Origin of the sequence: Psychrobacter glaciei (assembly GCF_014652895.1) — a bacterium.
GTDB lineage: Bacteria > Pseudomonadota > Gammaproteobacteria > Pseudomonadales > Moraxellaceae > Psychrobacter > Psychrobacter glaciei.
Genome location: NZ_BMZR01000001.1, coordinates 183354 through 195791, shown reverse-complemented (window position 1 = coordinate 195791; position 12438 = coordinate 183354). Strand labels below are relative to the sequence as shown.

14 protein-coding genes are annotated in these 12438 nt (G+C 45.8%); all 14 read left to right on the top strand.

The features are described 5' to 3' along the window. Positions 1 to 62: 62 nt before the first annotated feature. The 14 genes from IE130_RS00865 (at position 63) to IE130_RS00800 (ending at position 12389) form a co-directional block, all read left to right on the top strand. Positions 63 to 623, top strand: coding sequence for a phage baseplate assembly protein V (locus IE130_RS00865; RefSeq protein ID WP_189580292.1), 561 nt, complete (start codon positions 63 to 65; stop codon positions 621 to 623). Next, positions 620 to 985 (top strand): GPW/gp25 family protein, encoded by a 366-nt coding sequence (locus IE130_RS00860; RefSeq protein WP_189580289.1) that lies wholly within the window; start codon positions 620 to 622, stop codon positions 983 to 985. Before IE130_RS00865 ends, IE130_RS00860 begins: the two co-directional genes overlap by 4 nt. Next, entirely contained in the window at positions 982 to 1926 is a 945-nt protein-coding gene (locus tag IE130_RS00855) for a baseplate assembly protein (protein ID WP_189580285.1), read from the top strand. Before IE130_RS00860 ends, IE130_RS00855 begins: the two co-directional genes overlap by 4 nt. Beyond that, on the top strand, positions 1919 to 2446 hold the full coding sequence (locus IE130_RS00850; protein ID WP_189580283.1) for a phage tail protein I: 528 nt from the start codon (positions 1919 to 1921) through the stop codon (positions 2444 to 2446). The genes IE130_RS00855 and IE130_RS00850 overlap by 8 nt, the downstream gene beginning before the upstream one ends. Before the next feature lie 9 nt (positions 2447 to 2455). After that, entirely contained in the window at positions 2456 to 2959 is a 504-nt protein-coding gene (locus IE130_RS00845; RefSeq protein ID WP_189580280.1) for a hypothetical protein, read from the top strand. A gap of 42 nt (positions 2960 to 3001) precedes the next feature. Beyond that, positions 3002 to 5233 (top strand): phage tail protein, encoded by a 2232-nt coding sequence (locus IE130_RS00840; RefSeq protein ID WP_189580277.1) that lies wholly within the window; start codon positions 3002 to 3004, stop codon positions 5231 to 5233. Positions 5234 to 5265: 32 nt separating this feature from the next. After that, positions 5266 to 6315, top strand: a complete 1050-nt coding sequence (locus IE130_RS00835; RefSeq protein ID WP_189580274.1) for a phage tail sheath protein — start codon at positions 5266 to 5268, stop codon at positions 6313 to 6315. A 12-nt stretch (positions 6316 to 6327) separates the two neighbouring features. Next, positions 6328 to 6927 carry a phage tail sheath C-terminal domain-containing protein gene (locus IE130_RS00830; RefSeq protein WP_189580271.1) on the top strand — a complete coding sequence of 200 codons (600 nt, stop codon included), beginning with the start codon at positions 6328 to 6330 and terminating at the stop codon, positions 6925 to 6927. Positions 6928 to 6954: 27 nt separating this feature from the next. Next, the gene (locus tag IE130_RS00825) at positions 6955 to 7470 is read left to right on the top strand and encodes a phage major tail tube protein (protein ID WP_189580268.1); all 516 of its coding nucleotides are present in this window, start codon (positions 6955 to 6957) and stop codon (positions 7468 to 7470) included. Positions 7471 to 7648: 178 nt separating this feature from the next. Beyond that, positions 7649 to 8059 (top strand): phage tail assembly protein, encoded by a 411-nt coding sequence (locus IE130_RS00820; RefSeq protein ID WP_189580266.1) that lies wholly within the window; start codon positions 7649 to 7651, stop codon positions 8057 to 8059. Further along, a complete protein-coding gene (locus IE130_RS00815; RefSeq protein WP_189582441.1) occupies positions 8044 to 8184 on the top strand; it encodes a GpE family phage tail protein in 141 nt (46 codons plus the stop codon). Before IE130_RS00820 ends, IE130_RS00815 begins: the two co-directional genes overlap by 16 nt. 19 nt (positions 8185 to 8203) lie before the next feature. After that, on the top strand, positions 8204 to 10933 hold the full coding sequence (locus IE130_RS00810; protein WP_189580263.1) for a phage tail tape measure protein: 2730 nt from the start codon (positions 8204 to 8206) through the stop codon (positions 10931 to 10933). Continuing rightward, complete coding sequence (locus IE130_RS00805) at positions 10927 to 11361, top strand: phage tail protein (RefSeq protein ID WP_308430246.1); 435 nt, start codon at positions 10927 to 10929, stop codon at positions 11359 to 11361. The genes IE130_RS00810 and IE130_RS00805 overlap by 7 nt, the downstream gene beginning before the upstream one ends. A 2-nt stretch (positions 11362 to 11363) precedes the next feature. Beyond that, positions 11364 to 12389 carry a contractile injection system protein, VgrG/Pvc8 family gene (locus tag IE130_RS00800; RefSeq protein ID WP_227676094.1) on the top strand — a complete coding sequence of 342 codons (1026 nt, stop codon included), beginning with the start codon at positions 11364 to 11366 and terminating at the stop codon, positions 12387 to 12389. Positions 12390 to 12438: the final 49 nt, after the last annotated feature.

The following is a 12438-nucleotide window of genomic DNA, read 5'->3' as shown; positions in this document are numbered from 1 at the left end:
TAACTCCTATTTGCGGTTAAGCATTAGATGCACTTGGCGTTGCTCCAATGCAGACTATAGCGATGAACGCAGAAACCCAACGACGCTTACACAATATCGCCACCATTGGCACTGTCACGCATATCGATGCTGACAGTGCTTTAATGCGTCTTGCTGTTGGCGACAATGTGACCGATTGGGTAAACATTCCTACTATCGCAGCTGGATCTATCAGCGCATGGCGCTGTCCTAGTATTGGTGAGCAATACTTACTGGTCTCACCAAGCGGTGAACTTGCTAATGCCATCCCTGTCATTAGCTTATACAGCGATCATCATCCAAGCCCAAGCACCGACCCAAATGAGATACGCATCCGCTACAACAACACTGACTTCTGCAGTATTGATGTCGTTAAGAGCCAACTCACAATGCATATCAGCGAGACCCTTATCAGGTCAAAAACCAGCATTGTATTGGATACGCCAAAAACACGTATGACCGGCAGTCTTCAAGTTGATAAAGGCATCCACTCAGATGAAGCTATTAAATCAGACGACGAAGTTTATGCAAAAGAAATCAAATTAGGTAATCACGGTCATAGAAATGTTAAAAGCGGCTCTGATACGTCTGGTGACCCTGTATGAATAATTATGCAACGGGTATGTCTCGGACCAATGGCGACCTATTAAATCAAGAAGATCATTTACGTCAATCGATCCATGACATTTTGACCACGCCACTCGGTACCAGATTAATGCGCCGCGAGTATGGCAGCCTTTTACCATTTTTGATTGATTCCCCGGCTAATGATGCTACTCGATTAAAACTCATGGCAGCCACAGCGACCGCTCTTATTCGCTGGGAGCCACGCATCAAAGTCAGCAAAGTAAGTTTGTCTTTGATTAATGACGGCATCAACAGCGGTTGGAATACATTGATCGAAATGAGACGCGCTGACAGCTCAACGCTGACCACATCATTATCTTTAGTGCGAGGTGCTACATGAACAACGTATTTACCGCGATTAATTTGCAAGGCTTACCGCTGCCGAACTTAATCAAGCCTATCTCGCCTGAAGATGAGCTGCTTGAGATCCGTGCTGAATTTGCTACCAAATTCCCAGCCAATCATCCTATACATGCAGCGTTGGCATTAGAGTCAGAGCCAGTTAATAAAATATTAGAAGTACTGGCTTACCGCTATAGCTTAAAGGTATCTGAAGTCAATCGTACAGCGCGTAGCTTAATGCTTGCCTATGCTAATGGCGCTGACTTGGATCATATCGGTGTCACTTATTACCGCGTACAGCGCAAGATTTTGCAAGTAAAAGATTTGACGACCAATCCAGTCACACCAGAGATTTTAGAAGACGATACCGCTTATCGTGATCGTTTGGCATTATCAGTCGAAGCGGAAACAAAGGCCGGTAGTGCCGGTGCATATTTATTCCACGCCTTATCTGCGAGTGCCCAAGTATTTAACGCTACCGTTCACAGCCCCGCGCCCACCGAAGTAGACGTGTATTTATCTGGCCAGATTGATGGTGACGTACTCGAGCAGGCAACCAAAACCGTCGGTGTTGATCAAAGTGCTATTAACGAGGTTAGGACCGCGCTGACCGCTGATGATGTTCGCCCTTTAACTGACCTATTACGCGTACATAGTGCTACTGCAAAGTCGTATCAAATTAGTGCTGTGATTTATATCAAATCGGGTATCAGTCCAAGTCTGTTACTTCAGCAAGGATTAGATAATTTGCGTGCTTATTTACGCTCCGAATTTAAGCCTGGTCGACGCATTGCTACCAGTCGAATTATTGGTGCGTTAGATGTAAATGGCGTCAGCCGCATTGAACTGATTAGCCCAGCTACTGATGTATTGGTTGACGTATCACAAGTTGCACATTGCACGAGCTACGACATTAAAGCGATGAGTAGCAATGACTGACTTATCTTTACTCCCTGCCAATAGCAAGCCGCTCGAGCGTGAGCTTGCCACACTGACCGCACGTCTTGAATCAATAGATGTGCCGTTTGATTTGATTTGGGATGCGGACAACTGCCCTGCTGAATACCTGCCTTTTTTGGCTTACGCCTGGTCCGTTGATGAATGGAATGATGCGTGGAGTATTGAGACGCAGCGGAATGTTATTAGAAACTCTATTTGGGTACACCAACGTAAGGGCACACTAGGCGCAGTAAAGCGCGCACTTGCAGTCATGAACTACGATACCAGCGTTATCGAGTGGTTTGAAAAAATTCCGAGAGGTACACCCGGTACTTTTAGTATTGAAGTAAATCCTATGAATGGAATTATCACTGATTCAGTGCGCCAAATCCGTGCGGTCGTTGATGCCGTTAAACGTCTATCAGCTCATTATGATATTTATTTTGGTACATCTGTAAATGCAACTATCGCCGCATATGCTGTTCCAGCTGTCGGTGTTGAAATCACTATCACTAACTGAGGATTTATCATGCCCAACAATCAACAGCCGCAAGGCGTAACCAAAACCGTTAATAACCCCGTCGCTAACGATACCGGCAAATACATCGTAGATTTTGATGTGATTGAGGACGACGGTATTGCTACGGCAAGTCATTTAGCCATCTTCATCAGTGACAGTACTGCTCGTACTAACATCGATGTAATTTTCAATCCGGCATTATTGCGTACACGTTTTGACTCAGTATATGTTGAAGCCGTAACCAGTACTGCAACGAATCTGAACATTTACACGTTGCTGAATCCTGAGCATTTAGCTGATTACACTACTGCGCCTAAACGCACCTTAGCGATTGCTGAAGACAAATCAGAACTGTTTACGATCAAAAAACTAGGTGACGTTATTGTGTTTGATGGCGCTGACATCGATCGTATTCAGACGATGGTTACACCAGAGAATGGTAGCGGCACTATGCCACCAACAGATAGTGGGTCAGGTGATTTACCACCGCCAAGAGACAACACTAGTACATAGTAAAATTTAAATAAAAATCAGCTACTGACTAAAGGCGTCACCATGACATATCAACTCTTACTGACCACGCTTGGACAACAAAAACTGGCTGCCGCTGCCAATGCTGGTAGCCCATCTGTGCGCATTACTCAGTTTGCGGTGGGTCAAGGCCTAAATGTTGATTTTAGTCAGCGTCTTGACCAGCAAGTGTTGGTGAGTAAACGCTATCAAGGCTCAGTCGAGAGCATTGCAAGTACTGCAATCACTGGGCAATACGAGATTACTTGTATCGTCCCACAAGCCCAAGGTGGTTGGTTTATTCGTGAGATTGGTTTAATTGATAGCGCCGGTGATTTGATTTGGGTTGGTCAAGTGCCAGAGGTACAAAAGCCAGTCGCCAGCTCTACTGCAGCAGTTGATTACCGTATCAAAGCTGTCATCAGTATTGATAATCCTAATGTTAATCTAGTGATCGATGCCAACGTAGTAACGGCTACCCAATCATGGGTGTCCAAGCATTTTGTCAGCAATCCACGCTTTGCTCAATTTTTGACTCTCGCATATCCATACGGCCATAAGTACTGGTCACATAGTAAAACAAACCCTAAACCGCTATTTGATGCCATGTTTGGTTTTGAGACGCATTGGCGTCGCTTAGAAGGTATCGGTTTGGTGGCTGTAAAAGATGGCGATACTCATATTGGTCAGCCTATGCTGACGCTTGGGCAACTTGGTAATACTGAGCTTGCAACAACTGCACGTCCACACATCTATCCTATTTATACCAGTTATTTATTTGAACGTTATGACCCATCAACTGTGGTCGAAACCGTTTGGAAAGTAACTGCCAACAAGTCATCAGTCAACGAAGGCGATGCTGTCCGTTTTACTATTACGGCCAACAACTTACCTGACGGTCAAATCCTCAACTGGACTGTCAAAGAAGGCATTCTAAATAGCGCCAGTAACGATATCACCAGTCCAGATAAGACAGACAGCGGAACGGTCATTCTAAATAATGGCCAAGCGATTGTTAACTTTACGACCACATCTGACGATAACGAAGCAGAGCCACAGAAACATGTGCGTCTGACCGTAGGTGCACCAGCTAACCTATCTATCAATGTGTCGGTTAATGACGCTGGCCATAGCGAAATCGTTCTACATATCAGTCAGTCAACTAGTGAAGGTATTGACCTAGCAGAGTATTACAAAGCTCAGTCCGGTAGCTATCCTTCTGCTACTGATACGGTGCGCTTCATTGTGGACGCTGGTGTCGATATCATCGCGTCAAACACTGCCACCCCTGCCATCACGGAAGGCGTTAATTGGCCAACTGGTGCGAACGATCCAATTATCGAAAACCGTGGTCGTATTTTGGGTCGTGGTGGTGACGGTGGGCGTAGTGCTTACAGTCGCACAACGGATAATCCTTCGCAATCTACTACGAGACCGCCAGTGGCTGGTGGTAATGGTGGCACTGCTATTAAGTCATTAGCTCGAGCTATCGTTGTCGAAAACTTCAATCTTGTTGCAGGTGGTGGTGGTGGCGGTGGCGGTCTAGGCGCTTATGAAACGGCAGGTAGTTACAATTTTGTGGTTGGTGGTGGCGGTACTGGCGGCGGTGCGCCATATGGTAAGCGTTCACCAAACGAATCTACTTACAGCATGTACTTAGCAGATGAGGCTTTTACAGGTAAGAAGCTACCGCTACCAAATGACGGTAAGTTTTATAAAATTTTAAATCAAGCTGCTGATCAAGCTTTTGCCAATTGGCCCGGATCGGATGGCGACTACTATTATGATGCAAGTTATCACGCCCCTAGCGCGAATGAAGAACGATATATATTCGTAGAAATAAAGCCGACAAGCTTATCTCAAGCAACGGGTAATTTTAGAGATTACCGTGTGTCAGGTTGGACAGGTGAGATGCCTGCAGGTGGCTCTGTGGTGCTAAAAATGTCTCAAGACGCTGGCCTAAATAGTGCTGGTTTAGGAGGTGCGAACTTAGCAATAAACCCAGCATCTTATCATTCAACTCAAAGCAGTATATATCCTGAGGCGGATGACCCTACTCTTTCGCAGGGCGGTAATGGAGGCAGTCTTGGTGAGTCTGGCCAAGCGGGTACGTTTGACAAGATTTATCAATATTCAGGTTCAGGTGAGGCTACACAGACCACTTCTAGTAATACGTCGTGGTACATACCACCGGCCACAGGCGGTCTCGCAGGATATATCAAACAAGGCAACGTCACTATTAACAATCTATCAAACGGCGTCACTAAAGGTCGCTAATTTAATTAATCAACAAGTCAAAGGATAAAACTATGGCTGGATTTCACCACGGTATATCAGCACAAGAGGTTACACAGGGCATTCTGCCAATGCGTAATGCCAACGTTAGCGTACTAGGTTTAGTCGTTACCAGCACCGATGCCGATGACACTATGTACCCAGTTGGCACACCAGTGCTACTCACTGGCATTACTCAAGACAATATTGATAAAGCTGGTACAGATGGCACTTTACGTGATTGTCTGCAGACGATACGCGATATTCACAACCCCACAGTCGTTGTATTGCGTGTGTCGGCCTCATTTGAGGCCGACAGTCTAGACATTTTACTAACCTGCCCTACTCGCTTTGGACTCATGCCCAAACGATTTGGAGCACCAGAGCTTGATACACCAGATGTGGTTTTAAAGCTCGTCTCTATTGCAAAGCGTCGTCGCGGCATTGTCTACGCATCGCCACGCAAAACAGATGGTTCTCTTATTACAGATAAGACCGCTATCGTTGCGTACCGCGATACTTACGGTGATCGTGAGCTTGTCTTAATCGATGGTGAGTGGGGTGTTCCACTAAACTCTGAGTCAGTATCTTGTACACCTACCGCCCTTGAATTTGTACCTAAAGTCATTTTACCAGTTGGTAAAGAGCAAATTATCTTGCGAGCAGTTTTGGAAGTGAACGGCGAAGCAGTCTTTCATTACAACGGCGATGATGGCTTTGCCGATTTATCAGTTGATATTAGCGCACTTGATTTCAATAGCGAAAGCACACCTGAGTGGATTGCCAACTATTTATTCCTATACAGCGGCATTGATTTAATGCGTCAAATGAATGTGCGTAATTGCTTTGACTATTCACCAAACGGAGAGCTGGTAGAGGGACAGCCTATCTACTTATGGGGTCTTGAAGAGACTGTACCTGCTGGGGTGTTATCGTTACCACGTATACCTGCTGATGTTAAATTAACGTTTAAAGTAATTAATAACCTGCCTTCTAATGCAGTGGACTTTACGTTGGAACAGTGGGGACACGATGTAAGTGTATATGGCTGTGCTATTTACGACCAAAGCAATGCACCACAATAAAAGGATAAAACCATGACCCAAGTAACCCCCATTATCGCTACAGCCCTCGCAATGCGCGCGCTCATCGATGACACATATCCATCAAGCTTCACCAAATCGATCTCAAATATTCCTGTGCCCGGTATCGCTGGTATTATGCAGCCGCGCACATGGGATTTAGAAGATCCAAACACCGAAGTCGGCTACCTGAATGCCAACGAAGTCACGTCTGTTATTCAACATCAGGGTTTTCGTTTTTGGGGCAACCGCACATGCTCATCAGATCCTCGCTTCGCTTTTGAAACTGGTGTGCTCACAGCTCAATGGCTACTGGACACCATCATTGAAGGATGTTTCCCATTTGTCGATCAACCTCTGACGCCGGTGCTTGTGCGAGACATTATCGAATCCATCAATGCCAAGCTTCGCGCTACTGTCTCACAAGGTTGGTTGCTTGGTGCCAGATGCTGGTATAACGACGACTTGAACAATGCTCAGGATCTAAGCCAAGGCATGCTGTGGGTCGACTATGACTACACGCCTGTGCCCACGCTTGAGAACCTCAAACTCAACCAGCGTATTACGGATAGCTATCTTATTGACTTTGGCAAGCTCATCGCACAGGGCGTATAAGCGTAAACGACTACAAGGATTAATCACATGGCAAAACAGATGCCTGCAGTACTTAAGAATTTTAACGTCCGTGTCGATGGCGACAGCTATGCCGGCACAGCCAAAACCATCAACCTGCCCGAGATTGTCAAAAAGACCGAGGACTTCCGCGCAGCCGGTATGATCGGTGACATCAAGCTTGATATGGGCTTTGAGGCGATGGAGGCGACCGTTACTTACACGGGTGTTGATAGCCGTCACATTGCACAGCTTGCTTACTGTGGTGTCTCGGCATTGCCGATTCGCTACATTGGTGCATACGAGCGTCAAGATACCTGTACCCATGTTGTGCGTGATGTCTATATGCGTGGGTCTGTTACCAACTTACCTTTAGGTGAGCTTGAGCTTGGCAGCATCAACGAGCATGAGCTGACGTATAGCGTGACATATCTCAAGATTGTTGATGATGGTGTCACCTTGCTCGAGGTCGACTTTGTGAACGGTATTTTCATCGTTGGCGATAAAGACATGACAAGCGAAATCAATGCGCAGTTAGGCTTATAACTCTTTTGGCCAAACGTCACGTTTGGATAAATGGCGATTAGCTAGTTGGTGAGGTGACGGCTCACCAAGGCGACGATCTCCAGATAGTGACACTGAGGTTACTATCATCCAAACATGGCCAATTTCCTACTTTAATCATTTAATTAAACCAATAATCAAACATACCAGGACAACTATTATGAGCAAAGATACTTCAGCTGCCACCATCGAAGAACTAAAGGAAAAAGACGATGCTACTGCCCCACCAGCACTACCAATCAATCCAGATATCGAGACCGTTGAGTTTGACAACCCTATCATTCGCGGCAATTTGACTATCGCAGAAGTCAATATCAATAAGCCAAAAACTGGTGCACTGCGAGGTCTGTCGCTAGCAGACTTACTAAAATTAGACGTAGATACAGTCATCAAACTGGTGCCACGTGTTAGTACGCCACCCCTCACTGAAAATGAAGTCGCCGCATTAGATCCAGCAGATTTTCTAAGTATCTCTACAGCGGTGGTCGGTTTTTTCGCCAGCAAGGATCAGCGAGCGAAAGCGCGTCAAGAGGCAGAAACCGCGAAAGCCGAGGCATCCCCCACTGCGTAGATGACGCGATTGCTGATCTAGCGGTCGTCTTTCATTGGCGACCGTCTGACTGCGAGGACATGGATGTAGACGAGCTAATGGATTGGCACGAAAAAGCGCGCAAGCGTAGTGAAACTGATAAATAAATTTTAATAGGCGCGTCATATGGCGAACAACTTAGATCTATCCGCAACACTCAAGTTGATCGATGATATTTCCGCGCCACTGCGCGGTATTATTGATAAGTCTGACAAACTATCAAGATCGTTCGAACGTGCAACACGTACAGTCGATGCGTTTAATAGTAGTTTGGCACACGTCAACAGTAATGCTATGAGCAGACTCAATCAACCAATTGAGCGCACAAACAGCCTACTCACCAGAAGCCGTCAACACGTCAAAGCATTAGCCGGTGATTTTATGCTAGTCGTCAAAGGCATATCAGCCGCTCACAATAAAGCCGACAGCCTGTCTCTCTCCTTTGCAGATACGCGGAAACAGATGCGGCAGCAAGTGGTGAACAATGCGCTAGTAGTAGGTGGTATGGCGGCATTAGCGTCTATCCCGATCAAGGCCTTTATGGATGCTGAATCAGCGACCACCGATCTTAAAGTATCAATGATGGATAGCACAGGAAAGATTGGCGATGGCTTTTCAGAGCTAACAGATCTCGCTGGGAAAATGGGTAAGAAACTACCGGGTTCGATATCTGATTTTCAAAAAATGTTCAACGTACTGATTAAAGAAAATATATCTGCAGAGAGAATTTTAGGAGGTATTGGCGAAGCAGCAGGACAGACAGCCATCATCATGAAAATGGAGTTTTCAGACTCTGCAAAGTTCGTTGCGCAATTATCTGATGCCACCCAAGTCGCATCCAAAGACATGATGGAGTTTATGGATATTGTCCAGCGCATTCATCATACAGGCTTAGATCCTGAGTGGATTAAACAAGCCTTCGTTGGACTATCCCCCGGCATGAAAGCAATCAGAATGGAGGGTGTAAAGGGTATCAAGGCGTTATCACCATTTCTAACGATGTTGGGTAACTCTGGTATGACAGAGGGCGGCTCAGCAGGTAATGCGATGAGCAAAATATTGTCACGCTCTCTTGATTTCGACTTGCCTGATAAGTTAGAAAGTTTAAAAAAAGACTATGGTATAGAAATCGCGATGGACTTTACGAATGGCAAAGGAGAGTTTGGTGGTATCGATAACTTCTTTAAACAAATGGACAAGCTAGCAACTTTAAACTCTCAGCAGCGTACCAAAGTCATTGAGACACTCTATGGGACAGATAAAGAGAACTTAACAGCGTTAAATATTATTATTGGCAAAGGCAAGGCTGGATACGATCAGACAGTTGCACAGATGAAAGTCCAAGCAAGCCTTCAGCAGCGGATCAATGCGCAGCTAGGTACGCTAGCTAATCTATGGGATGCAGCAAAAGGTACGTTTACCTCAGCGATGGTGAACGTCGTCGAAGTCTTTACACCTGAGATTAAAAGCCTCGTTACCAATATCACCGATATGGTGGATAGAGTTAGTCTGTGGGTGAAGGCAAATCCCGAACTGGTCAAAACCATAGCCTCATTGGTAGTAAAGTTTATCAAAATTAATGCGGCAATATGGGCAGTTAAATACGGTGCTGCTTTAATGTTTGGCACGTTCTTCAGCATGGCGGCGGGCTTTATCAAGTTTGGTGCAGTCATGATGATATTTAACGCCATACTAGCCAAATTGGGCATCTCTTTTTGGGGTAAGTTCAAGCTAATGGGTAAAGCCCTAATGTGGTTTAGTAAGCTGTTTTTCAGAACATTCTGGTTTCTAGCGCGTAACGCTATCCCTTTACTAATTACAACGCTTGGCCAGTTATCAGTCGCACTACTCACCACACCAATTGGCTGGGCGATTATGGCCATTGCCGTAGCAGCCTTACTACTAATTAAGTACTGGCAACCAGTTAAAGCATTTTTTGCAGGGATGTGGACAGGGTTTTTACAGGGCGTAGCACCGCTTCAAGCGACATTGGATAGTTTAGGTTCTATGCTATCAAGTACATTCGCGCCGTTACGTCCTGTATTAGATTTAATTATTGCAGGCATCACTTGGCTCAGCTCAGCACTGATGTCACTGATTGCACCATTCCAAGCGACCGATTCGCAATTAGCCACAGCAACATCTTATGGCAGTCAGTTCGGTTTTGTTTTAGGGACGATTGTTAACTTAATTGGTCAAGTCGTTGCTGGGTTAGTAGGCGGACTGGCGTTAGGGTTGCAAACTATTGGCACAGCCATTGGTACCTTTGCGGCGATGATTGTCGTACATGGTGGTGCGGCCGTTAGCTATGTAGCAGGTATCCCAAGCCGCATGATGGCTTTTTTGACAGGGTTGCCTGCTCAAATGTCAGCGATGGGTGGTCAGATTATGGATGGCCTTAAAAATGGCATTATGAGCAGAGCTACTGCCGTTGTTGATGGTATCAAAGGCGTGGCAGGTAGAATCAAAGGCGCATTTACGGGGTTGATGGGCATACACTCTCCTAGTCGTGTGTTTGCCGGCTACGGTGATTTCATGATGCAAGGTTTGAATAATGGACTTTTAAGAAATGATAGCCCTGTTCAAGCCATGCTAAAAACCAGCAACAACTTGCGCGATGCAATGGATACGAGCGAGATTCGCTTTGATAGCCGTAAGCCAATCAGTGCGTCAGCAATGATGGGTGGTAATGCTAATAATGCTCAAAATGCAGCACCGATTACAATCATCGTAAATGCCCAAGCCCATCAGTCAGAGCAACAGATTGCAGAGTTAGTCGCAGCGACACTAGCTAAGCAGCAGCGTAGTCAATCAAACAATAACACAGCACTTTATGACCTAGCGGAGCAATGGTAATGCTTTTAGCCCTCGGACAATTTGTTTTCAGTGTCGATACCATGACATACAGTGAGTTGCAACGCAGCCGGTCGTGGTCTTATGCTAGCAACTCTATTGCACAGGGTCGTGACCAACACCAATATACTGGCGTGGGTGAAGAAACGGTGACAATACCATTCCTAATCTATCAGTCACACGGGTTTGGCAACCGGCAGTCAATCGATGATTTATCTGAGATGGCAGACAGTGGCAGCGGCTACGTGCTCATAGATGGTAGCGGCTATCTCTATGGCGTGTTTGCTATCACCGCGATTGATGAGACACGGTCGCACATTACCAATAGAGGTGTGGCGCGTAAGATTGATGGCACCATGAAGCTAATGCGAGTTGATGATGACCGCATTCAGACTGATAAAGCGGTCACTACTGATGGTCAGGAGGTATAACGATGTTACGCACTCCAGTACTACAGCTCACCGCTGATAATAAACCGCTTAATGATAAAGTTATGGCACGGCTTATGACCGTGTCTGTCACTGATAATAAAAGCCTTGATGCTGACGAATTGACGATTACATTGGATGACCACGACGGTGCGCTTGAGCTGCCCAAGCGTGGGATCAAATTACAATGCTGGATGGGGTTTGAAGACTCAGGCGTCCATGATATGGGTACTTACATTGTTGATGGCTGCGAGTGGTCAGGTACGCCAGACACTATAAGCATTACAGCAAAATCAGCGGACTTTACATCATCACTGAAGTCTGGCCATAGTCAGTCGTATCATAATAAAACACTGGGTGAAATTGCTGATACAGTCGCTAAGCGTCAGCAGCTAACACTATCAATCAAGCCAGAGCTTGTCAGTATTGATGTTGGTCACGTTGACCAGACAGATGAGTCAGACATTCATCTGCTTACACGGCTGTGTCATCAATATGGAGCAGTGGTAAATATCAAGCATGGTAAGCTATTAATATTTACCGCCAATGCCAATGTCAGTGTCAGTGTCAGTGGCCACCCACTAGATATAACCGTTATTACTCGTCAGACAGGTGATCAGTTTCGCTATAGCGTTGAGGACAGACAGGGCGACTATACAGGTGTATCGGCTCGATATCAGGATAAGGCTCAAGCAACCAAAAAGACAGCGACAGCCGGCAATGTTGAAAAGCGTGGTGGCGGAGACGACCCTAATACCAAGACCAAACGACTAAAAGGCGCTTATAAAAGCGAACAGGCAGCAGCTGCTGCAGCGGCGGCGGAGATGAAGCGCATTGAGGATGAACAAGCCAAGTTCAGTATCTCCACCGCTTACGCCTACCCTGCCGTAACCACCGAAAGTCCCATTACGTTGCAAGGATTTAAAGTAGAAATAGACGGGCTAAAATGGACGGTAGATAAGGCAACGCACAGCTATAGCAAGTCTGGTGGACTGACAACGCAGCTGGATTTATTGGCAATGCTTACGTAAAAGTTATATATCAGCTGTTATTCAATAGAACTCTATAATAAACATTGAT

Bases quoted from the DNA above. Each gene is read 5' to 3' on its own strand.
- IE130_RS00865 (WP_189580292.1), top strand. From the start codon at position 63: ATGAACGCAGAAACCCAACGACGCTTACACAATATCGCCACCATTGGC.
- IE130_RS00860 (WP_189580289.1), top strand. From the start codon at position 620: ATGAATAATTATGCAACGGGTATGTCTCGGACCAATGGCGACCTATTA.
- IE130_RS00855 (WP_189580285.1), top strand. From the start codon at position 982: ATGAACAACGTATTTACCGCGATTAATTTGCAAGGCTTACCGCTGCCG.
- IE130_RS00850 (WP_189580283.1), top strand. From the start codon at position 1,919: ATGACTGACTTATCTTTACTCCCTGCCAATAGCAAGCCGCTCGAGCGT.
- IE130_RS00845 (WP_189580280.1), top strand. From the start codon at position 2,456: ATGCCCAACAATCAACAGCCGCAAGGCGTAACCAAAACCGTTAATAAC.
- IE130_RS00840 (WP_189580277.1), top strand. From the start codon at position 3,002: ATGACATATCAACTCTTACTGACCACGCTTGGACAACAAAAACTGGCT.
- IE130_RS00835 (WP_189580274.1), top strand. From the start codon at position 5,266: ATGGCTGGATTTCACCACGGTATATCAGCACAAGAGGTTACACAGGGC.
- IE130_RS00830 (WP_189580271.1), top strand. From the start codon at position 6,328: ATGACCCAAGTAACCCCCATTATCGCTACAGCCCTCGCAATGCGCGCG.
- IE130_RS00825 (WP_189580268.1), top strand. From the start codon at position 6,955: ATGGCAAAACAGATGCCTGCAGTACTTAAGAATTTTAACGTCCGTGTC.
- IE130_RS00820 (WP_189580266.1), top strand. From the start codon at position 7,649: ATGAGCAAAGATACTTCAGCTGCCACCATCGAAGAACTAAAGGAAAAA.
- IE130_RS00810 (WP_189580263.1), top strand. From the start codon at position 8,204: ATGGCGAACAACTTAGATCTATCCGCAACACTCAAGTTGATCGATGAT.
- IE130_RS00805 (WP_308430246.1), top strand. From the start codon at position 10,927: ATGGTAATGCTTTTAGCCCTCGGACAATTTGTTTTCAGTGTCGATACC.
- IE130_RS00800 (WP_227676094.1), top strand. From the start codon at position 11,364: ATGTTACGCACTCCAGTACTACAGCTCACCGCTGATAATAAACCGCTT.